At 41.9% G+C, this 23,191-nt stretch carries 19 protein-coding genes; 18 read left to right on the forward strand and 1 reads right to left on the reverse strand.

Annotated elements, in window-relative coordinates:
- The first annotated feature begins 168 nt into the window (after window positions 1-168).
- The 7 genes from gabT to V7150_RS13630 all read left to right on the forward strand — a co-directional run bounded on the left by gabT (window position 169) and on the right by V7150_RS13630 (window position 7,739).
- On the forward strand, window positions 169-1,539 hold the full coding sequence (gabT, locus tag V7150_RS13600; RefSeq protein WP_335518976.1) for a 4-aminobutyrate--2-oxoglutarate transaminase: 1,371 nt from the start codon (window positions 169-171) through the stop codon (window positions 1,537-1,539).
- A gap of 38 nt (window positions 1,540-1,577) precedes the next feature.
- Window positions 1,578-3,002, forward strand: a complete 1,425-nt coding sequence (locus V7150_RS13605; RefSeq protein ID WP_335519078.1) for an NAD-dependent succinate-semialdehyde dehydrogenase — start codon at window positions 1,578-1,580, stop codon at window positions 3,000-3,002.
- Between the two features lie 32 nt (window positions 3,003-3,034).
- Complete coding sequence (locus V7150_RS13610; protein WP_335518978.1) at window positions 3,035-3,244, forward strand: hypothetical protein; 210 nt, start codon at window positions 3,035-3,037, stop codon at window positions 3,242-3,244.
- Between the two features lie 229 nt (window positions 3,245-3,473).
- Entirely contained in the window at window positions 3,474-4,655 is a 1,182-nt protein-coding gene (locus V7150_RS13615; RefSeq protein WP_335518981.1) for a CaiB/BaiF CoA transferase family protein, read from the forward strand.
- A 13-nt stretch (window positions 4,656-4,668) separates the two neighbouring features.
- Window positions 4,669-5,877 (forward strand): acyl-CoA dehydrogenase family protein, encoded by a 1,209-nt coding sequence (locus tag V7150_RS13620; protein WP_335518984.1) that lies wholly within the window; start codon window positions 4,669-4,671, stop codon window positions 5,875-5,877.
- Between the two features lie 210 nt (window positions 5,878-6,087).
- Entirely contained in the window at window positions 6,088-6,405 is a 318-nt protein-coding gene (locus tag V7150_RS13625; RefSeq protein ID WP_335518987.1) for a DUF3870 domain-containing protein, read from the forward strand.
- Window positions 6,406-6,614: 209 nt separating this feature from the next.
- Window positions 6,615-7,739: an HAD family hydrolase gene (locus tag V7150_RS13630; protein WP_335519081.1), complete on the forward strand. Its 1,125-nt coding sequence runs from the start codon at window positions 6,615-6,617 to the stop codon at window positions 7,737-7,739.
- 196 nt (window positions 7,740-7,935) lie between these two features.
- Here V7150_RS13630 and serA read toward each other — a convergent pair whose 3' ends face one another.
- Window positions 7,936-9,579: a phosphoglycerate dehydrogenase gene (serA, locus tag V7150_RS13635; protein WP_335518990.1), complete on the reverse strand. Its 1,644-nt coding sequence runs from the start codon at window positions 9,577-9,579 to the stop codon at window positions 7,936-7,938.
- 679 nt (window positions 9,580-10,258) lie between these two features.
- On the opposite strand from serA, the gene V7150_RS13640 reads away from it, so the two are divergent.
- The 11 genes from V7150_RS13640 (at window position 10,259) to V7150_RS13690 (ending at window position 23,191) form a co-directional block, all read left to right on the forward strand.
- Entirely contained in the window at window positions 10,259-11,554 is a 1,296-nt protein-coding gene (locus V7150_RS13640) for a homoserine dehydrogenase (RefSeq protein ID WP_335518993.1), read from the forward strand.
- The gene (gene thrC, locus V7150_RS13645) at window positions 11,551-12,612 is read left to right on the forward strand and encodes a threonine synthase (protein ID WP_335518997.1); all 1,062 of its coding nucleotides are present in this window, start codon (window positions 11,551-11,553) and stop codon (window positions 12,610-12,612) included. Before V7150_RS13640 ends, thrC begins: the two co-directional genes overlap by 4 nt.
- Window positions 12,609-13,526, forward strand: a complete 918-nt coding sequence (gene thrB / locus V7150_RS13650) for a homoserine kinase (RefSeq protein ID WP_335519000.1) — start codon at window positions 12,609-12,611, stop codon at window positions 13,524-13,526. The genes thrC and thrB overlap by 4 nt, the downstream gene beginning before the upstream one ends.
- A gap of 188 nt (window positions 13,527-13,714) precedes the next feature.
- The gene (locus V7150_RS13655; protein ID WP_335519002.1) at window positions 13,715-16,969 is read left to right on the forward strand and encodes a BTAD domain-containing putative transcriptional regulator; all 3,255 of its coding nucleotides are present in this window, start codon (window positions 13,715-13,717) and stop codon (window positions 16,967-16,969) included.
- Window positions 16,970-17,333: 364 nt separating this feature from the next.
- A complete protein-coding gene (locus V7150_RS13660; RefSeq protein WP_335519083.1) occupies window positions 17,334-18,530 on the forward strand; it encodes a substrate-binding domain-containing protein in 1,197 nt (398 codons plus the stop codon).
- Window positions 18,531-18,627: 97 nt separating this feature from the next.
- The gene (locus V7150_RS13665; RefSeq protein WP_335519005.1) at window positions 18,628-19,401 is read left to right on the forward strand and encodes an ABC transporter ATP-binding protein; all 774 of its coding nucleotides are present in this window, start codon (window positions 18,628-18,630) and stop codon (window positions 19,399-19,401) included.
- Window positions 19,379-20,086 (forward strand): ABC transporter ATP-binding protein, encoded by a 708-nt coding sequence (locus V7150_RS13670; protein ID WP_335519008.1) that lies wholly within the window; start codon window positions 19,379-19,381, stop codon window positions 20,084-20,086. Before V7150_RS13665 ends, V7150_RS13670 begins: the two co-directional genes overlap by 23 nt.
- An 18-nt stretch (window positions 20,087-20,104) precedes the next feature.
- Window positions 20,105-20,965: a branched-chain amino acid ABC transporter permease gene (locus V7150_RS13675; protein ID WP_335519011.1), complete on the forward strand. Its 861-nt coding sequence runs from the start codon at window positions 20,105-20,107 to the stop codon at window positions 20,963-20,965.
- Window positions 20,966-20,969: 4 nt separating this feature from the next.
- The gene (locus tag V7150_RS13680; RefSeq protein WP_335519013.1) at window positions 20,970-21,968 is read left to right on the forward strand and encodes a branched-chain amino acid ABC transporter permease; all 999 of its coding nucleotides are present in this window, start codon (window positions 20,970-20,972) and stop codon (window positions 21,966-21,968) included.
- Window positions 21,969-21,971: 3 nt separating this feature from the next.
- On the forward strand, window positions 21,972-22,160 hold the full coding sequence (locus V7150_RS13685) for a hypothetical protein (RefSeq protein WP_335519016.1): 189 nt from the start codon (window positions 21,972-21,974) through the stop codon (window positions 22,158-22,160).
- Window positions 22,161-22,177: 17 nt separating this feature from the next.
- The gene (locus tag V7150_RS13690) at window positions 22,178-23,191 is read left to right on the forward strand and encodes a 3-oxoacyl-ACP synthase (protein ID WP_335519085.1); all 1,014 of its coding nucleotides are present in this window, start codon (window positions 22,178-22,180) and stop codon (window positions 23,189-23,191) included.

The raw sequence follows: 23,191 nt of genomic DNA on the forward strand, positions 1-23,191 counted from the left end.
TCACTGTGAAGAGTCCAGAAAAATCAAGGACCGGTCGCTAATAAGGCTTATTAGCGACCGAAAAGCAAAAAACAGAAAACCAGCCCACTTATAAAGATCTATAATCTATATTAGTATTACTATAGAAAAAATTAACAGAGTTATTTTAATTAAGGGGGGATTAGGGAATTGGAAAAGAAATATGTTAAGCTCCAAACTGAGATACCTGGACCAAAATCGAGAGAAATATTGGAGCGAAGAAATAAATATGTCCCAAAAGGAATAAGCAATAATTGTCATTCCTTTGTAAAAAAAGCACAAGGAGCATTGGTCGAAGATGTGGACGGTAATCAATATCTTGATTTTGCTGGTGCCATTGGAACGTTAAACGTTGGCCATTCCCACCCAAGAGTGGTCAGGGCTCTCCAGGAACAAGCAAGCCAATTTATCCACACAGGCTTTAATGTAATGATGTATGAATCATATATTTCATTGGCCGAGCGGCTTTGTGAGCTTGCCCCCGGTAACTTTGACAAACAGGCTGCTTTTTTTAACAGCGGTGCGGAAGCAGTTGAAAACGCCGTAAAGATTGCCAGAAAATATACGAAACGCCAAGGAATTATCTCTTTTACACGGGGATTTCATGGCAGAACGTTAATGACGATGACGATGACAAGTAAGGTGAAGCCGTATAAATATGGCTTTGGCCCATTTGCTCCTGAGGTTTACAAGGCGCCATATCCATATGTATACCGCCGCCCGGATGGAATGAGTGAGCAGCAATATAGCAAAATGATTATCGAGCAATTCGAGCAATTCCTCCTCGCAGAAGTCGCTCCTGAAACCATCGCTGCAGTCGTGATGGAGCCTGTTCAAGGGGAAGGTGGATTTATCGTGCCTGATACCGCCTTTGTTAAACGGGTTAGAGAAATTTGCACACAATATGGAATATTATTCGTTGCGGATGAAATTCAAACTGGGTTTGCCCGGACAGGCAAGTATTTTGCAATCGATCACTTTGATGTTATACCTGATTTAATAACGATTTCAAAATCGATGGGGGCTGGAGTTCCTATCAGTGGCGTGATTGGAAGGGCAGAAATTATGAATGCTGCTGAGATAGGTGAAATCGGCGGAACCTATTCCGGAAGCCCGCTTGGCTGCCGTGCAACCCTAACGGTTTTAGATATCATAGAAAGCGAAAACCTTAATAACCGGGCCGAAATGATAGGCGATAAAGTGCTCGGAAAAATGCAGCTTTTAGCAGAACGTTTCGATGGAATTGGCGATGTCCGTGGTCTTGGTGCGATGTGCGCGATGGAAATCGTTACAGATCGACAATCGAAGACTCCTGATAAGGAAGCTGTTGGAAAAATTGTAAAGGCAGCAGGTGAGCGCGGTCTCATGTTGCTTAGTGCCGGGCTGTATAGCAACGTTATACGCCTCCTCATGCCATTAACAATCACAGATGACCAGCTTGAAGAGGGATTACAAATACTTGAGGAAGCGATGGAAGCAGTTTATCTAAATAATCCTGCATTATCGGTTGGGGGGGAATAGGAATGGATGTCATCAAGCAAAATTATCAAATATATCCCATGTATTTAAATGGGGAATGGGTAGGCAATGATTACGAGGTTTTTACCGAGATTATTAATCCAGCGACAAAGGAATTGATTGGCGCGATCCCAACGGGTGGTGCCTATGAAGCAGAGCAGGCAGTCGATGCCGCCCATAAAGCCTTTAAAATTTGGTCGAAAAAAACAGCGGAAGAACGCTATCAACTCCTAATGAAATGGTTCTTTTTAATAGAAGAAAACAAGCATGAAATTGCACGAATTATGACGATTGAGCAAGGAAAGCCATTAAAAGAGGCTCTAGGAGAGGTGCAGTACGCGAATGGGTTTATCTCTTGGTATGCTGAAGAGGGTAAACGGGTGTACGGTGAAACGATTCCGGCCTCCCATCCCAATAAAAGGATCCTAGTTAGGAAAGAGCCAGTTGGTGTGATTGCAGCGATTACTCCATGGAATTTTCCGGCAGCAATGATTACGAGGAAAGTAGCACCAGCACTTGCAGCCGGATGTACGGCGGTGGTAAAACCGGCGAACCAAACTCCGCTGACAGCTTTAAAAATGGCTGAGCTTGCCCATGAAGCAGGAATTCCCGCAGGTGTATTAAACGTAATCACTGGAAGATCGTCCGAAATTGGCGAGGCTTGGCTTAAGGACCCACGCGTGACGAAAATTACCTTTACAGGTTCAACAGAGGTCGGAAAAACGTTGATGCGCGGTGCAGCCGAAAATGTAAAGAAGGTATCGCTTGAACTTGGCGGCAATGCTCCGTTCATTGTAATGGATGATGCAAACTTAGCGAAAGCTGCTGTTGGACTTGTCCAATCGAAGTTCCGCAATGCCGGTCAAACCTGTATTTGCACAAATCGTGTTTATGTGCAAGAAAGTGTTGCTGAGGAATTCATAAAGCTTTTTCAAGCAGAATTAGAAAAGCTTAAGGTTGGAAACGGGCTTGAAGAAGGAACGGATATCGGACCATTAATCGATAAAGCTGCCTATAAGAAGGTGGAAGGATTAGTTCATGATGCGGTTAAAAAGGGTGGAAAGGTCACATACAGCGGACTTAAACCTGCTGAAGAAAACGGCTATTTTTATGCCCCGACGATTTTGACCGATATTCACGACGATATGGAATGTATGAAGGATGAGATCTTTGGACCGCTAGCGCCCATCTCAACCTTCAAAACGGAAGAGGAAGTCATTGAACGGGCAAACAATTCCTGCTACGGCTTAGCTGCTTATGTTTACACAGAAAATTTAAGCCGCTCCTTTAGAATCACGGAGCAGCTTGAATATGGAATCGTTGGCCTGAATGATGCCCTGCCTTCAGCTGTTCAAGTTCCTTTTGGCGGCTATAAAGAGAGCGGTCTTGGCCGTGAAGGCGGACATTACGGGATTGAAGAGTTTTTAGAAGTGAAGTATATATCCATCGGGTTAGATTTAATTTAATTTAATTTTTTTGAAAAATAGTTCCTGACGGAATGACTTTGAAACGAACAAAATGTGAATTTGGCGGAATTAATTGTGAACTTGGCGGAATCCAGCCTAAAGTTGGCGGAATTAATTCGAAAACCCGCGGAAAAGATTTGAAATCTAGCGGAATTCAGCGTAAGTTGGCGGAATCCATTTGGAAAGTGAACACTTCCGAAGTCCCTGAACCAAATTCAGAGAATAACTGCGGATTCACATAAATTGTCAGAGAAAAAATTAATATGAGGAAACTAAATCAAGCATATTTTTAAAGTAGCTGCCTAATTCGTTTCATCCTCTATCCAGGGGAGAAATCACGAATAAAAGCCAGTGAAACACTCAGTGCCTTTATTTGTCATTGATTGTTTTCGCTGGCTTTTTCAACTTACTTCTAACCATTTTTTAATAGAATCAATCTAGTAAATTACTTGGAAGAAAGGAGGAAGCCGAATGACAGGGCCGCTCCATGGAATAAAAGTAATCGATTTATCCCGCGTGTTAGCAGGTCCCTATTGCACGATGATTTTAGGCGATATGGGGGCAGAGGTGATTAAAATTGAAAGTATCGATTCGGGTGATGAAACACGAGGATGGGGGCCGCCCTTTGTGGAAGGAGAAAGCGCCTATTACTTATGTGCGAACCGAAATAAACAGGGAATCACCTTAAATTTGAAATCACAACATGGCAAGGAAATATTACGGAAGCTTATATTTGATGCGGATGTCGTCGTACAAAATTTTAAGCCGGGCACACTAGAAAGGATGGGTTTGGGTTATCAGGAAATGAAAAAGGTCAATGAAGGAATTATTTTAGCATCCATCAGCGGCTTCGGCTCTACTGAGGGACCCTACTCCCATCTGCCAGGCTATGATTATATAATTCAAGCAATGTCGGGTTTAATGAGCATTACCGGTGAAAAAGAAGGACAGCCTGCGAAGGTCGGTGTCGCAATTACGGACGTACTCACTGGACTATTTACTTGCATCGGCATTTTAGGGGCGATACAGCACCGCAACAGGACAGGTGTGGGGCAGGAAGTGGATATCTCCTTATTTGATTCGCAGCTTGCTGCATTAGTGAATGTTGCCAGCAATTATCTATGTTCTGGAAAGATTCCTGAACGGCTCGGTAATGCCCATCCAAATATTGTACCTTACCGGGTTTTTACAGCTAAAGATGGTGATTTTATCATCGCGGTCGGAAATGACCGGCAATATCGAAAACTAGCAATTTTACTTGAAGATCAATCACTTTTAAAATATGAAAAAAACTCTGATAGGCTGAAATATAAGGATGAACTTGAAAAAATCATTGCAGCTAAAATAAAGACAAAATCAAGGACGGAGTGGAAACATTTACTTGATGAAGCTGGGATTCCTAATGGTCCTATTAACAATGTGAAAGAGGCTTTAGACTCGGAACAGGCCAGGGCGAGAGAAATGGTTGTAAATGTAAAACATCCCGTCATTCCTGATTTAAAGCTAGTCGGTTCACCATTAAAATTTTCAAACTCACCAGTAAAAATTGAAAAGCACCCGCCAATGCATGGGGAACACACTGAGGAAGTTCTGATGAAGCTGGGTTATTCAAAGCAGGAAATTGCCCAAATGAAACAACAAAAAATTATTTGAGGAGGAATTAAATATGAATTTTTCATTAACAGAAGAGCAAAAGAGCGTGAGAAAGGTAGTTAGAGCGTTCGTCGACCGTGAAATCATTCCCTATATCAAGGAATGGGATGAGAAAGGTCATTTTGAAATAAATATTCTGAAACGTTTAGCTGACCTTCAGCTCATGGGGGTATGCATCCCCGAGGAGTATGGCGGCGTAGGCATGGATTACAACACACTTGCGATTGTCTGTGAGGAGCTCGAACGTGGGGATACCGCTTTCCGCACAGCTGTTTCAGTTCACACCGGTTTAAACAGTATGACACTCTTGCAGTGGGGGACAGAGGAGCAAAAACAAAGGTATCTTGCTCCACAAGCAAAAGGTGAAAAGGTTGGCGCCTTTGGACTCACAGAACCGAATGCCGGCTCGGATGTGGCGGCCATGGAGACAACGGCTGTAAAGGATGGGGATCACTATATTTTAAATGGATCAAAAACCTGGATTTCCCTATGCGATGTGGCCGATCATTTTTTAATTTTTGCAAAAACAGATTCGAAGGCAGGCCACCACGGTATTTCCTGTTTCATTGTGGAACGAACACTTGAAGGATTCTCCTCAAAGGCGATTAAAGGGAAGCTCGGCATCCGCGCTGGAAATACAGGAGAAGTATTTTTAGACAATGTCAGGGTGCCTGCAGAGAACTTACTAGGGTTCGAAGGAGAGGGCTTTAAAATTGCGATGTCAGCACTAGACAATGGCCGTTTTACCGTAGCAGCAGGCGCCTGCGGTACCATCATGGCCTCACTTGAAGCAAGTGTCAAATACTGTGAGGAACGAAAAACATTTGGCAAAGAAATCGGCAGACACCAGCTCGTGCAGCAAATGATCGCAAAAATGTCGGCAAACCTCGAGATTTCCCGTTTGCTCGTTTTTAAAGCGGGCTGGTTAAAAAATAGCGGCAAACGAAACACGCAGGAAACGTCCCTGGCAAAATGGATTTCCTGTGATGCCGCTTTTGAGGCAGCCAACGATGCCGTCCAAATTCACGGTGCCTATGGCTTCTCGAATGAATTCCCGGTTGAACGTTATTTACGTAATGCCAAGGCTCCTGTCATTTATGAGGGCACAAGAGAAATTCATACGATTATGCAGGGGGAATATGCCCTTGGATATCGTGAGGACAAACCATTGCGAAAAATGCTGCCAGCTTGGCCGTTTGAAGAAATATCTGTTAAATGCTAATAAAAATTGTAATTATATCATCTAAATCTGTGCGGTATGAACAAATTTTAAATATATAAACAAATTCTAGATTGATATGAACAAATTTTTAAATATATAAACAAATTCTAGATTGATATAAACAAATTATGGGGCGATATGAACAAATTTATAAAAATATGAACAAATTTAAAGTGAATATGTACAAATTTTAAATTAGGAGAGTTTTACATGATAGGATTAAAAACCTATTTTCTCGCAGGTCATTCCCGACTGCCGCAGGGGATGGCGGCCCAAAGTGTGTTTGATTCTTTGACGATTACAGTTGAGGTGGATAAAAAATACGGCGTCATAATTGAATCATCCTGTACGCTGGCAACGGATCACGGAAAAGCATATGTTCAGCAAATATTAAAAGGGCACAGCCTACAGGACGGAATTGACGATATTTTAGACGCCTTAAGAGAAGGGTACCGCGGAAAAGCGGTAAATGCCCTAATTGCCGCTGTTAAGGATTTATATGGGCAATATATAAATTACGAGCACTAAAAAACAAGCCGTTGCTGGACATCCCAGCGTACGGCTTGTTTTTTTACAACTAAAATCTGTTCCAGTAATTATCCTGGATATTGTCGTAATGCTCATATAATTGTCCTTTTTTATTACGGTCTGTCTTTTTATTCAAATACACTTCAAATAATTAGTCCTACTGTGTTACGATAACGTATAAAAGCAGACTAGAAAAGAGGGGAAGAATGTTGATTAAGACAATTTTGTTTGATGTAGATGGAGTGCTTTTAAGCGAAGAACATTATTTTGATGCATCCGCCTTAACGGTTTGGGAGATGCTGATAAGCTGCAGCTACTTAGCGCTGGCACCTGAAAAATTTAAAACGGATTATAATGAAACGGAGATTAAGAAGATAAGAGAGCGTGTTTTTCAGAACGATAAAGTCCTCAAATTTATGAAATCACGCGGCTTAAACGCCAATTGGGACATGATCTATCTATCATTCAGCCACCAACTAATCCACCTGCTGTCGCAAATCAAAGATACTGAAATTGAAAAAATCACCAAATGGTGTCAGGCACCAATTAATCGCGAAACATTGCTTGAGATTGGCAGGGTGTTGAGTAATTATCATGTAGAAACGGATTTTAGTTTGTTTTTGGAGGATTTTGCCCGGTCAGAGGCAACAAAGCAGGAATTGCTTAGTTACTTGAATGAACTTGCTAAGGATAAGCTTGGGATAGAAACAACCATTTTCAATAAAGGCGAGCTTTGGTCCATCTGTGAGCATGTTTCACAGGAATGGTATGTTGGCGATGAACATGTTCTTGTTTCTACCGGGAGACCATCCGTTCAAACTGGTAAAAAGGGATTCCTGACTAACGAAACAACATTAGCTCCTAGGGATGAAATTGCTGCCCTGTTTCAATTTCTAACCAGATCAGGATTCACTATTGGAATTGGAACAGGCAGGCCGGCACTTGAAACGATTCAGCCTTTTCAACATTTAGGGTGGTTAAATAATTTTGATGACAAGCGAATTGTGACGGCTGATGAAGTGTTAGCAGCAGAAGGGGAGCTTCCGGAATGGAAATCCTTATCAAAGCCCCATCCGTATACATACGTAATGTGTCTTAAAGGTAAGGGGACATCTGTACGGGAATGTTTAGATACGGTGCTGCCGATTGAAAATGGTGAAGAGGTTCTTGTTGTCGGAGATTCACTTGCAGACCTTCTAGCTGCGAGACAAATAGACTGTCAGTTTGCCGCTGTATTAACAGGTCTCTCCGGAAAAGATGCGCGAAGTGAATTTGAACAGCATAAGGCGGATTATATTCTGGATTCTGTTTTAGAGCTTAAAAATATTTTATAGTATAGCGGTTATTTACGCCCGAACCGATGGGAAAATTAATGGAAAGGTATCCAATAGCGGTCAAATCCGAAAATAATAAAAAAACCCTCTTAAAACAGAAAATGACGTGTGCCGATTCACACGTCATTTCTACTGTCATTTAATTGATTATCACCAGACTCTCAAGAAAACTAGCGATCCCGCTTTATACGTAAAGTTACATACTTTCGGCCTTCTCCAGCTTCGTACGCCCCGGTTCAAACGAATCAACATTCGTTAACTCTAGCAATTGTGCTTCATCTAATCCATCAATTAAAGTTAGTTCACGAATGACCTCCGTGCCCAAGGCTTTATCTAGTGTTAACACCATGATGGCTTCCCCGCCGACCTCAGTTCGACCGACCTGCATGGTACCAATATTGATCCCATAGTTCCCTAAAAGTGAGCCGACCTTGCCAATCATACCAGGTAAGTCTCGATGTTTAATATATAAAAGGTATTTTTCCGGTTTCACATCGATTCGGTATTGGTTGATTTTTAAAATCCTTGCACCGTAACCGTTTAAAACTGTTGCACCAATCCGTGCTGTTTCAAGACCATTGGATACACACAGCTCCATATAATTCGCAAAGCCTTTATTTGAAGCGTTTTTTACCACATTATAGGAAACACCCTGCTCCTTTAAAAGGTGAAGCGCATTAATGAGATTGACAGAATCACTTAAATGATAGGATAGGATGCCTTTTAAGAGAGTGCGAGTCAGCAATTCGGTATCTTCATCAATTAAGTCGCCATAGTAATTGATTTCGATTTTTGCAGGCGCCTGCTTGTTTAATAATTGAATCACAAGCTGTCCCATTTGATCGCCAAGGAGTAAATATGGCTGAAGCTTTGCCTGCGTTTCCCCAGACATTTGCGGCATATTAACAGCATTCTGAATCGACTGCTTCTCAAAAATCTCGATAATTTCCGCACTCACTTCTTGGGCTACCTTTTCCTGTGCTTCTACAGTAGAAGCTCCAAGATGCGGTGTTACGATGATATTTGGATTCTGCAGCAAATCTATATCGGCAACCGGTTCTTTTTCAAACACATCAAGGGCAGCTCCCGCTACATGCCCTGCATGAATTGCTCTAACCAGAGCTTTCTCATCGATCACCCCGCCGCGGGCGCAGTTAACAAAGCGGACACCTTTTTTTGTTTTGCTTAAGTAGTCGTCATTGATCAGTCCACGTGTATCATTTGTCAGAGGAGTATGAATCGTAATAAAATCGGATTCCTGGGCAATCAAGTCAAGGCTTGCCTTTGTCATCCCAAGTTTCTTTGCCCGCTCTTCTGTCAGATAGGGATCAAACCCTAAAATGTTCATGCCAAAGCTTTTTGCCCGCTTAGCTACTTCTGTTCCAATCTTACCCATACCAATAACACCAAGCGTTTTTTTGTATAATTCCACCCCTTTAAAGGAGTTGCGGTCCCATTCCCCAGCAGAAGTTTTTTGATGTGCCTGTGGGATTTTTCTAGCTAATGACAGCATCATCGCTAATGTATGCTCTGTAGCGGCAATCGTATTAGCGCCCGGAGCGTTAATTACGATGATTCCTTTACGAGTTGCTGCATTGACATCAATATTGTCAACTCCTACACCTGCCCGGGCAATGACACGAAGTCGGTCTGCAGCTAAAAGCAGTTCTTCGGTTACCTTTGTTTGACTTCTTACAATAAGTGCATCGTAATCACCAATAATTTTTATTAAATCCACAGTAGGCAGTGTAGGCTGCCGTTCAACAACAAAATGGGGATGCTCAATAAGACTCACTAAACCTGTGCTGCTAATTCCATCGGTTACAAGTACTTTATACATGATCCATCTAACCTCCTAAGTTCTTTTTAAAAGCGATACATACAATTCTTCTTTCTTGAATTTCATTGCTTTCTGCAATACCTAATGTACATGTTTCGAAAAATTTCTCCTTTCTTCAAAAAATAGAAAACGCCCCTCATAACAGACAGTACTGCCTTGTTATGAGGGACGTGTATGAACGTGGTGCCACCCTCTTTTGCTGCTGAAAAATAAAAGCAGCCTCCATAATTTAACGGTTTTCACCGGGCATACCTACTAAAAGTTTCAGCAGCCAGTTCAGAAGGGCTGGGCAAATAGAAATCAGAATCTATTCTTAAGAAATTGCACCGGTTCGCAGCACCCACCGGCTCTCTGAGGCTTTTTCTTAATGCCGTCTTCATCATCACTTTTTTTTTGTATAATAAATCTGATTTGAATGAAATTTCAAAAACTAACCGAATATACGGACTATTCTACAACCATTCCTTCAAGATTGTAAAGGGATAAAGAGGAAAAAGTTTTTCATTTTATTCAGAAAAATTTTAGCTAAAAACTAAAATCCTATTATCATACGATAGTAAGCGGTTTCACCATAAAGTAGTAAAACAAATCTATTGTAAAAAAATTAAGAGAGTCATATAATGTCTACAACAGAAAAACAATTGTGTGCCTTGGGTGGACAATTGTAGGAGGGGAATTCATGAAAGCAATCTCGATTGGGTTATTAGGTTTAGGCACTGTTGGTTCAGGTGTTGTTAAAATTATTGAAAATCATCAAGACAAATTAATCCACCAAGTAGGGTGTCCAGTTGTCGTTAAAAAGATCCTTGTCCAGGACTTACATAAGTGCAGGCCGGTTGAAGTGGACACAAAGACTTTAACATCCAACCCTGATGACATCCTATTTGACAATGAAATCGATGTAGTCATTGAGGTAATGGGCGGGGTACATGATACAAAGGACTATTTGATTACGGCCCTCCGCCAAGGAAAGCATGTAGTAACCGCAAATAAGGATTTAATGGCCCTGCATGGTTCAGAGCTACTGACGGTTGCCTCAGAACATGGCTGCGACCTTTTTTACGAAGCAAGTGTGGCTGGCGGTATTCCTATTTTAAGAGGTCTTGTTGATGGACTTGCGTCAGACCGGATTACACAAATGATGGGAATTGTTAATGGCACAACCAATTATATTTTAACAAAAATGAGTGATGAAGGACGTTCATATGAAGAAGTCCTCAAAGAAGCCCAGGAGCTTGGCTTTGCGGAAGCGGATCCAACCGCTGATGTTGAAGGACTTGATGCAGCCAGAAAAATGACGATTCTTGCTACATTAGGCTTTTCGATGCATATTGACTTGGACGATGTAAAAGTAAGTGGTATTTCCAGTATTACCGAAGAAGACTTACGCTATGGTAAACAATTAGGTTATACGATGAAATTAATCGGCTATGCCCATCGTGAAGGAGAAAAAGTCGAGGTAAGTGTCGCTCCTACCTTCCTATCCAATAATCATCCGCTTGCCTCTGTGCAAAATGAATATAACGCAGTTTACGTTTATGGTGAGGCTGTTGGAGAAACAATGTTTTATGGGCCTGGTGCGGGAAGCCTGCCGACAGCAACAGCAGTGGTTTCAGACCTAGTGGGTGTTATAAAAAATTTAAGGCTTGGGGTAAATGGCCGAAGTGCTGTCACACCGCAATATCCTAAGCTGCTAAAGGATAATGATGAAAAGTTTTCAAAATACTTCTTGCGTATTCATGTACAGGATGAGGTTGGTGTTTTCGCGGATATAACCGCTATTTTTGCAAAATATGGGGTAAGCTTTGAAAAAATACTGCAACTTCCTATCAAGAAAAATGAGACATCGGAAATTGTTTTAGTAACCCACAAGGCTTCGTTAACCAATTACGATAAAATTTTACTAGAATTATATGATTTAAATGCAGTAAAGGAAATTAAAAGTGCATATAGAGTGGTGAGGAAATCGTTATGAGATGGCCGGGATTATTAGAAGCATATAAAGAATTTTTACCAATAAATCCAGGAACACCTAAACTTACATTAAATGAGGGGAATACTCCGTTAATAAAGCTCGAACGGCTATCAAAAGAGTGGGATGTAGAGCTTTATGTCAAAATGGAAGGAGCAAATCCAACCGGGTCTTTCAAGGATCGCGGGATGGTCATGGCGGTAGCCAAGGCGATGGAGGAAGGCAGTAAAACGGTCATTTGCGCCTCAACGGGGAATACTTCCGCAGCAGCGGCAGCTTATGCAGCACGGGCGGGCTTGAAATGTATCATCGTCATCCCGGAAGGAAAAATTGCCATGGGGAAACTTGCGCAAGCGATGATGTACGGGGCAGAAATTATCTCGATTGAGGGGAATTTTGACCAAGCACTACAGATGGTTCGCCATATCAGTGAAGAAGAGCCAATCACACTCGTCAATTCTGTCAATCCATTCCGCCTAGAGGGGCAAAAAACCGCGGCCTTTGAGGTTTGTGACCAGCTAGGAGATGCACCCGAGATTTTAGCGATTCCGGTTGGGAATGCCGGAAATATCAGTGCTTATTGGAAAGGATTTAAGGAATTTGCCGATAAAAAGGGTACTAGTTTGCCACGGATGTATGGCTTTGAGGCGGCAGGTGCGGCTGCCCTTGTCCATAACCGGGTCTTTGAAAATCCAGAAACGATCGCAACAGCGATTAGAATCGGAAACCCGGCGAGCTGGGATCTAGCTGTTTCAGCCGTTCAGGAATCAAATGGGTTGTTCGATGAAGTCATGGATGAAGAAATTGTTGCGGCTTATAAAAAATTAGCCTCAGCTGAAGGGGTATTCGCTGAGCCAGCTTCCTGTGCATCGCTTGCTGGAGTTTTTAAAAGTATCCAAAAAGGAAAAATTAAAAAAGGAACGAAAATTGTGGCTATTCTGACAGGTAATGGCTTGAAGGATCCAGATACAGCAATCCTAAGCAGTTTAGTAAATTCAGTCCAACTGCCAAATGATGAACGCGCTGTAACGGAACATATTCGGGGAGTTGTCCATGGATGACTCTAAATGACCGCTTTATGATTAAAGTACCAGCGAGTACAGCTAATCTTGGGCCAGGATTTGATTCAATTGGACTTGCCCTAAATTTGTATTTGACATTAGAAATTGAGAAAAATGATCAGTGGGAATGCTATTCTTTATGCGAGGAATTGAAGGATCTTCCAACAGATGATAGTCATTTTATTTGTCAAGTTGCCATTAAGACCGCGGCAGACTATGGAATTGATTTACCTCCATGTAAAATTAATATAGATAGTGATATTCCATTGGCTCGTGGGCTTGGCTCAAGTGCGGCAGCAATTGTTGCCGGGATTGAGCTTGCGGATGCTGTTGGCGGCTTACGCTTAACAAAAGAGGAAAAGCTTTTGATCGCGACAAAGTGGGAAGGGCATCCAGATAATGTTGGTGCTTCCCTTTATGGGGGTCTTGTGGTCGGGTGTTACGATCAACATGAGGTGGATATGCTGTCATTCACAAATCTTCCTTTAGAAATGGTTGTTGTGATCCCGAAAGAAATCTTATTGACGAAGGAATCGCGTGATGTTTTACCAACTTCCTATTCTCGGCAAGAGGCCGCCCAGGCTTCATCAACAGCTAATCTCCTGATTGCGGCACTTTTAAGTCAAAATTGGACACTGGCAGGAAAAATGATGGATCAGGACAGTTTTCACCAGCCATATCGAAAACCCCTTATCGATTCTTATGAGGAGATTGAAAAATTGGCTAAGATGAATGGGGCATTCGGAGTGGCATTGAGTGGAGCGGGACCAACTGTAATTTGTTTTAGTGAAAAAGGAAAAGGGCAGAAGCTAAAGCAAGCCTTGGAAAAAGAATTTCCTGAAATGACCGTGAAACGGCTTTCTATCGATGATCAAGGAAGTTGTGTAAATGAACTTGAGGAATATGTGAAATAATCGGGGCAGCCTTGGCTGCCCTATTTTTTTAATAAAAAAACCTCGAACTCCTCCTTGCTTAATGGTTTATTAAACAAAGAAAATTTATCCACAAGTCATTGCCAATAAATATGAGGTATATGTTTGTTTTCTCCTAACTCGTACACAGACCGCTCTTGGTATGGTAAAATAGTGTAAATATTGTGAAAATGGAGAAGAGGGATTATGAATTGAAGCTGCCCATTATTCAAACCAAACTGCGGATTCCAGCTGTAAAGGATGACTTTATCAGAAGGGCAAAGCTAACGAGGAAAATGAAGATGATTCCTGAATATCCTTTGACCATTATTCACTCTGGAGCCGGTTTTGGCAAGAGTACGGCGCTTGCTTTGTTTATGAAGGACGAGAAGCTTCCGGGCTGTTGGTACTCGATCTCTCCGATGGATGATGACATCCTTCCATTCCTTTCCTATATTGTACATGCCATACGAGGAATTGTTCCTGCTTTCGGATGTGAACTTTCCACATATATAGATACAATGGACCGCTATATTCGGGATGAGGACCTGAGTGTTTTATCTTCCCTGTTTATCAATGAAATCGTTGAGATCAATGCTGAAATTACATTGATTTTGGATGATTTTCATCAAATTGAACATTCCTATACAATCAATAGCTGGATAGAAAAACTGTTAGAACATATCCCTGCCAATTTACATATGGTCATTTCAAGCAGAAGCCGCCCGGGGTGGAAGCAGCTTACGAAAATGAAAGCCTGCGGGCAATTTTTAGAGATTCAAAGGGAAGACTTAGTCCTTACCATTGAAGAAGTGGAGCTGCTATTAACCGACCTGTATGGCTTAGAAATAGAGCCTCATCATTTACAGACGATTTACCAGATGACAGAGGGCTGGGTCATCGCCTTATGCATGATTGCCCAGCAGATTCCATTAAAAAAGGACATTTCCAAGCTTTTTGAGCATTCTTCACACTCGCTGCACGACTTTTTTCAATATTTAGTGATGGAAGTCTTTTCGAAGCAGCCACCCATTATTCAGCAGTTCCTCGAGCAAACTTCAATATTTGAAGAAATTGAGGAAGAAATTTGTGATGAAGTCATCGGGATACACGGAGCCGCGTCCATGCTTGAGCAATTGAAAGACCGAAATTTATTTATCCAGAAGGTTGGTTTAAGCCATTATCGTTATCACGCCTTATTTAAAGAGTTTCTGGAAAATATGTTTCAAAAAAATAATCCTGGTAACCATAAAGTACTGCACGAAAGATGTGCCCGTTTTTATGAAAAAAGACAGTTATGGGAGGAAGCGCTTTATCATTATAAAAACATTCAACACCACCAAGCGATTGCCTCCATCTTACAAGAGAACGGCTTAAGGATGCTTGAAAGTGGAAAATTGGAAAGCCTCTATGATCAATTAACCATTCTTCCTGAAGTGGAGATGGAATCGTACTACCTTCTTTGGTATTTAAAAGCAGAAATTCATCGTTACCGTTCCCATTACCAAGAGGCTGAGGATTGCTATGAAAAGTCCTTTATTGGTGCGGAAAAAAAGCAAGATTATCTTGGAATGAGTATGGCACTTGAAGGGAAAGCGAAGATTTATTTAGATACGATTCAGCCGCACCATGCCGAACAGCTTTTATATGAGGCAATTGCCTACCGTGAAAAAGGCAAGGGTTCGATTGAAGAAAAGGGGAAACTTTATCAATTGCTGTCTGAGAATCTGTTAAACTCGGGGAAAGCTCCAGAGGCCGAGAAATGGATCCAAAAATCAAAGGCAGTTAATTTTGATGGAAATTTAGAAGGAAGATTGTATTTAAGAACCGGCCGATTTGAGGAAGCAAAAAAAGTCCTTTACAAAGAAAAGTTGAATGATACAATCGTTATCTCATTGCCGCAAGCCCATCGTGAAACGGATTTATTACTTTCCTTAATCGAAGCCTTTACTGGAGAGGGAATAAAGGCGAAGGAACTTGCCCAGGAAGGAATTCAACAAGGAATATGCTTTAAATCTCCATTCGTTGAGGCATGCGGCTGGATCCGTATGGGCCATGCCGTACAAATTTTAAATAAATATGAATCCCATTTAGCCGAAAACTGCTACCAAACAGCGTTAGAAATAATGAACCAGCTGGGTGTGGACAGAGGGAAGGCCGAGCCCTTAATGGGTCTTTGTATTTTATACGGAACAAGAGGAGAACTGGAAAGGGCATTGGAGGCAGGAAAGAAGGCACTCCAGGAAACAGAGAAGGCTCATGATGTTTGGCTTTCAGCCTTAATCACACTCTGCATGGGGATTACCTGCATTTATAATGAACGGCTGCCGAAGGCACTTTATTACTTGAAAAAAGCAGATTCTCTCTTCCAGCATTGTGAGGACTCCTTTGGGCAAATGCTTAGCAAGTTTTGGTTATCGAATCTTTATTATTTAGAGAAAAAACAAGATTTATATAAGCAAACAATGGATGAATGTTTAACTCTCGTGCAAATTTATGATTATGAGTTCTTTTTTCATAACAGATCAGTATTTAGCCCAAGGGATTTACAAATGTTTGTACCATTGTTAATTGAGTGTATAAAAGAGGATATCCAGACTCCATTTGTCAGAAAAACCTTACAGGATCTAGGTGTTACCACATTCGCATCCCATCCAGGGTATTCGATTCGCATTCAGACTCTTGGCCAATTCCGGCTTTGGCTTGGTGAGAAGGAGGTAAGCGAAAAGGAATGGCAAAGAGAAAAGGCAAAGGAATTGTTTCAGTTATTCATTACCATGAATGAGCCGATAGCCAAAGATGAAGTGATACAAATTCTTTGGCCCTATCAAGACAAAAAGAGTGCGGACCGTGATTTCAAGGTGGCCTTAAATAGTCTCCTGCATGTATTAGAACCAAAGCGAAAAGCGAGAGCGGCCCCGTTTTTCATTATTCGAGATGGGATGTTTTATGGGTTAAATCCAAATGCTGTGATTGAAGTGGATACGGCTCATTTTCAGGAGCTGATACAAGAGGGTTTAAATGAATGCGAGGACGAAAAGGTTTGTTATTTTCTTGAGAGAGGATTGACCCTTTATCAAGGTGACTATTTGCCTGACCGCCGCTATGATGATTGGTGTATAAGCAAAAGAGAGAGTCTGCTCGTTTATTTTTTACGGGGAGCCGAAAAAATGGCGCAACTAATGGTTCGCCGCGAAAACTACGATGCGGCTATATATTGGTGCGAAAAAATTCTCGAACGCGACCGCACATGGGAAGAAGCCTATCGCTTATTAATGTATTGTTACTATCGAAAAAACAACCGCCCCCAAGCGATGAAGTGGTATCAAAAATGCACGGAGATATTAGAGGAAGAATTGGGCGTAACTCCTTTAGAGCCGACAAGGCATATGTACAACATGATCATTGAATCAGAAAACTTCATTAATCCAATTGAGCAGCCTTAAAAATAGGGCTGTTTTTTATTGTCCAGTTTCGGGTCCATCGGTTCTATGGTTTTACAGCTAAGCCGTCATGAAAGTTAAAAAGCGACCTTCATGACGGCTCGTCTAATGCTTATCGGTGATTACGGGCTTACCCCGCTATTCTTAGCCGATAGGAAAGTATAACTTTCCTATCAGGCATAAGTGCAACTACGCTTCTGTCTTCGCCTTACGGCTCGCCAATCAGCGAGTTTTCTTTATTTGTAACTCCCCTGTAACTTCCTTTTCCTATCATAAACTCAAAGCTTTGCAAGTTTCAAAGTAAACAGTTTAAGGGGGAAAAAGTGTGAAGGGGTACTGCGGGAAATGGGCATTATTAGGTTTACTGATGTTTATGATGATTTTTGCTAGTGCTTGCAGTTCTAACAAATCATCATCAGAGCCAAAAGAAGATAGTGGGAAGAAAACGGAAAATAAAGAACCGATTAAAATCGGTGTGCTTGCCTCCAAGACAGGAGCACTCGAATCTTATGGAAAGCAAACATTAAGAGGTTTTGAGCTTGGGCTTGATTATGCAACAGATGGAAAAAGGGAGGTTGTCGGGAGAAAAATTGAATTCATTGTCGAAGATACTGAAACGAAACCGGAAGTAGCCGTCCAAAAAGCAACAAAGCTATTAGAAGAAGATAAGGTTGATTTTCTAGTTGGATCGTCCAGCTCAGCGGACACGTTGGCGGTTTTACCATTGGCAGAGGAATATCAAAAGGTTATGGTGGTTGAACCAGCTGTCGCTGATAGTATTACAGGTTCAGAGTTTAATAAGTATATTTTTCACTCTGCACGGAACTCCTCACAGGATGCGGTTGCCGGTGCAGCGGCAATTGCCAAAAAAGGCGTAAAAATTGCGACACTTGCTCCGGACTATTCCTTTGGACGTGATGGTGTAGCTGCCTTTAAAGAAGCGGCTAAAAAGCTGGGAGCCGAGATCGTCAAGGAAGAATATGCGGATCCTGCTGCGACTGATTTTACTTCTAACATTCAAAAAATCATCGACGCTAAACCCGACTACCTCTTTGTTGTTTGGGCGGGTGCAAACTCACCGTGGAAGCAAATTTCTGACATGAAAGTGCAGGATAAAGGAATCAAGATTTCCACCGGTGCCCCGGATATTGCGGCATTATCGACAATGGAGCCGCTGATTGGAATGGAAGGCTTTACGGTTTATTATCATGACCTGCCGAAAAATAAAATCAACGACTGGCTAGTGGCGGAGCATAAGAAGCGTTTTAACGGCGATGTTCCCGATCTGTTTACACCAGGCGGGATGAGTGCAGCTATTTCCATTGTGGAAGCATTAAAGAAAACAAATGGTGATGCAGATGCAGATAAATTAATCAAAACGATGGAAGGTATGAACTTTGAAACACCAAAAGGAAAAATGACCTACCGTCCGGAAGATCACCAAGCGTTGCAGACATTGTATGCCATTAAGCTTGAGAAAAAAGACGGTGTTCCATATCCAGTGCCAGTGCTGATTAGAGAACTGACTCCTGAAGAAACGGCGCCGCCAATCCGAAACAAGTAAGAAAAAATATCGAGTAAGAATGACGGGGGTTAGACCAAATAAAACACGGTCACCCTCTTCCTTATTTTTAAAACTTACAGCCTAGGTGGTGAAATGAATGTCTACCCTTATAGAAACAAGCGACTTATCAATTACTTTTGGCGGCCATACTGCAGTGGATTCTGTCAGTATTTCCGTTCCTGAGAAGCACTTTAAGTCGATCATCGGGCCAAATGGAGCTGGAAAGACAACCTTTTTTAATCTCCTTAGCGGTCAATTAACTCCGACTCAAGGAAAAATTTATTATCGTGGAAAGGATATTACGAAATTTTCGCCGACAAACCGCACAAGAGAAGGGATTGGCCGTTCCTTTCAAATTACTAATGTATTCCCTAATTTAACGGTATTGGAAAATGTAAGATTAGCGGTCCAATCACATGTGGGGATTCGGTATCAAATGCTGTTTCATTATAAAAAATATCAAGCATTTGAAGAAAAGGCATTAGAGTGGCTCAAGCTTGTCCTATTAGATGATAAAAAAGATTCACTGGCAAGTAATCTTGCCCATGGCGAAAAGCGGAAGCTTGAAATCGCCATGCTGCTGGCGCTGGAAACGGAAGTTCTTTTATTTGATGAACCAACAGCAGGCATGTCGCTCGAGGAAGTACCGGCGATTTTAGAAGTGATAAAAAGAATTAAGAAACAAGGGAACCGGACGATTATCCTAATCGAGCACAAAATGGATATGATCCTAGATTTATCGGATTCGGTGATGGTCCTTTTTAATGGAAGGCTTTTGGCTGATGGGACCCCGGGGGAGATCATGAAAAATGAAACAGTGCAGTCTGCCTATTTAGGAGGTCAACTCGATGAACGATCTGTTGAAACTTGATAATGTGGAAACCTACATTGGTCAATATCATATCCTCCAAGGTGTTTCCTTTGAGGTGAAAAAAGGTGAAGTTACCGTCCTTCTTGGAAGAAATGGAGCCGGAAAAACCACGACATTACGAACCATTATGGGTCTGAATCCGGCCTCGAAAGGTAATGTCATGTTTAAAGGAGTACCCATTCAGTCTCTGCCAACCTATACCATTGCTAAAAAGGGCATCGGTTATGTTCCCGAGGATCAGGGGATTTTTGCCGGATTAACCGTTGAGGAAAACATGCGTGTTGCGATTCAAACAGAAAATGAGGAAACGGCAAAACGCATGGAGTGGATATTAAATCTGTTCCCCGACTTGAAAAAGTTTTGGAAAAAACCGGGAGGCTTGCTGAGCGGCGGGCAAAAACAAATGCTCTCTATCGCAAGGGCGTATGTGAACGAAAATGAACTGCTGTTAATTGATGAGCCAAGTAAAGGCTTGGCACCAATTGTCGTGGAGAAGGTAATGGATTCCATTTTACAAATGAAAGATCAAACAACCATCGTGTTAGTAGAACAAAATTTCATGATGGCAAGCACGATTGGTGATTGTTTTTACATCATAGACGATGGACGAACCGTAAGTCAGGGTACGATGAAGCAATTAAAAGAAGATGAAGAAATGAAACGAAAATATCTTGGGATTGCGTAAGGAAGGAGGGACTTCTTAGTGGATTTGATCATCAATTTAACCTTAAATGGCCTTGCGACAGGGATGCTGATCTTTTTATTGGCCGCCGGTTTAACACTGATTTTCGGCTTGATGGATGTGCTGAATTTTGCCCATGGCGGATTATTTGCTTGGGGAGCGTACAGTGGTCTTTGGATTTATTCGCAGACCGATAGTTTTATCATCGGAATTATTGGCGCAATTTTGATGGGATTTCTGCTCGGAATTATTACTGAAAAGTGGATTATTAAACCGGTATATGGAAACCATGTGCAGCAGATATTAATCACCCTTGGCCTCATGCTTGTATTATCTGAAATGTTAAAAGTTATTTGGGGACCTAATCAAATTACGGCATCGCCGCCGGATTATTTAAAGGGCAGCTGGGAGCTAGGCGGCATCATTATCATTAAGTATCGTGTATTTATCATTTTAGTTGGGTTCCTCATTTTTGCTAGTGTGCAATATGTCCTTAAAAAAACAAAAATCGGCCTTGTAGTCCGGGCAGGTGTGATGAATAAAGAAATGGTGCAAGCACTTGGGATCAATATTCAGAAGGTGTTTATGTTTGTATTTATGATTGGTGCCGGTATGGCCGCGCTTGGCGGTGTGCTGCTCGGACCATATTCCGGTGTCATTCATGCCGGTATGGGAATGGAATTCGCCATCCTCGCATTCATTGTGGTGGTCATCGGGGGGATGGGGAATTTTAAGGGCTCTGTGTTAGCTGCTATCTTGGTTGGGCTTTCCGGTTCCTTTATGGCTTATTATGTTCCAGACCTATCACTGGCAGTGAATATGCTCCTAATGGCTATTGTGTTAATTATTCGACCGCAGGGTTTATTTGGAGCGAAGGGGTGAGACCATGCGATGGATTCAAGGAAATAGAATGACGGCCATCATTTTAGTTATAGCAGCTTTTCTGCTCCTTTTGCCGTTTGTCTATGAATCAAGAAACTTATTGATTTTATTAACACAGATATTTATCTTTTCGATTTTTGCCATGAGTTATGATCTGTTACTTGGATTTACCGGGATTGTCTCTTTTGGGCATGCGATGTTTTTTGGAATTGGCGCTTATTCAATCGGTATTTTTATGAAACGGTTTGAACCAACACTTGGGTATTTCTTTTTGGCAGTGCTGACAACGATTGCCTTAACAGCGATTGTCAGCTTTATTGTTGGCTTGCTGACGCTTCGATTAAAAAGTCATTTTTACGCGATGTTAACTCTGTCGTTATCAGGACTTTTTCTTGTCTTAGCAGAAAAGTGGCGGACGATGACCTATGGAAATGATGGGTTTACCTTTCGTGTTCCGGAACAGTTTATTGACCGGACAAATTTTTATCTGCTGAGCCTGTTCCTAATGGTAGCGGTATTTCTGCTTTTGAAGCGGTTTACCAATTCTCCGCTGGGCCGTGTGCTTCAAGCCATCAGAGAAAATGAGCAGCGAACGGAATCATTAGGATACCATGTCTTGCATTATAAAATTGCCGCAAGTGTGGTGTCCGGTGTATTGGCGGGGTTTGCGGGAATTTTGTATGCGGTCTCACTTCGGTTTGTCAATACGAGTGTGTTTTCAATGGATATCACCTTGGATGCTTTATTGATGACGATTATTGGCGGTGTGGGCACATTAGTCGGTGCCATCATCGGTGCGGGGCTAATTGAGTTTGCCCATGATTGGTTAACAGCATTGGCAAAAGAGCATGTGATATTTGAACGCTGGATTATCTTCTTTGGCATTATTTATATTCTAGTGGTTATGTTTTTTCCAAGAGGCATTGTCGGAGCGTTAAGCACAATTTCTTGGAAACGGAAAAAACAACATGCTATTAAAAAAGAAGAAAAAGTGGCGGGATAGAAGGTGGAACGAGTGGATATCAATCAAATTGCTTCCTTTGTCGTTCGGTTTCAATTAGCAGCAGTTGAGAAGGAAACGGGAAGGAAACAATGGCGAATAAAAGTTACGCATGTGCAGGAGGATCGGGAGACGTTATTTGAGTCGATTGAAGAAGCGATGGAATTTATGCAGGAAATGGCAGAAGAAGCTTAGGTGAGCATGTGATGAAGATGCAAATTGGAATTTTGAGCACAGGAACTTATCTTCCGGAGGGGTGTATGACTGGAAATGAGATCGCAGAACTGGCAGGTATCCCTGTTCCTGTTGTCGAAGAAAAAATGGGAATCAAAAAAAAACGTGTCCCAGGAGCTAATGACCATACGTGTGAAATGGGGATTATCGCCGCGAAACAAGCAATTGCAAAGGCCGGAATTGATCCATTAGAAATTGATCTGGTGATTTACATTGGTGAAGAGCATAAGGAATATCCACTTTGGACAGCGGGGATCAAGCTGCAAGAAGAAGTGGGAGCGTTTCGTGCTTGGGCATTTGATGTTGCTTTAAGATGTGGGACGACCGTCATGGCCTTAAAAGTGGCGAAAAGTATGATGATCGCTGACCCTTCCATTCGAACTGTCCTGCTCGCAGGCGGTTATCGGAATGTTGATTTCATTGATTACGAGAATCCTAGAACCCGTTTCATGTTTAATCTTGGGGCCGGGGGTGGAGCGATTCTTTTACGAAAGGGGCATAATGAAAACCTTCTATTAGAGACGGAACTTATAACGGACGGTTCTTTTTCTGAGGATGTTGTGGTTGTTGCAGGTGGAACGAAAAATCCGATTACGAAAGAGGCGATTGACAAGCGCCTCAATAAGCTTGATGTCCTTGACCCAGTAGGTATGAAACAGCGTTTAGAACAAAAGTCGATGGACAATTTTTTAAAGGTTATTCGCGAATCTTTACGGAAAAGTGGCTATAGTGAAGCAGAACTTTCCTATTTGGCGATTCTTCACATGAAAAAATCAGCCCATGAATATGTTTTAAAAGAGTTAGGTTTGTCCGAAGCGCAATCTATTTATCTAGAAGATTACGGGCATATCGGACAAATCGATCAAATTTTGTCCTTGGAGCTTGCCTTGAGAGAAGGAAAAATCAAGGATGGTGATGTCGTCGTTTTTGTCAGTGCCGGAATTGGATACGCTTGGGGAGCAACAACTATTAAATGGGGGAAGGGTGATTGA

This window comes from Neobacillus drentensis (genome assembly GCF_036965245.1).
Lineage (GTDB): Bacteria > Bacillota > Bacilli > Bacillales > Cytobacillaceae > Neobacillus > Neobacillus drentensis_G.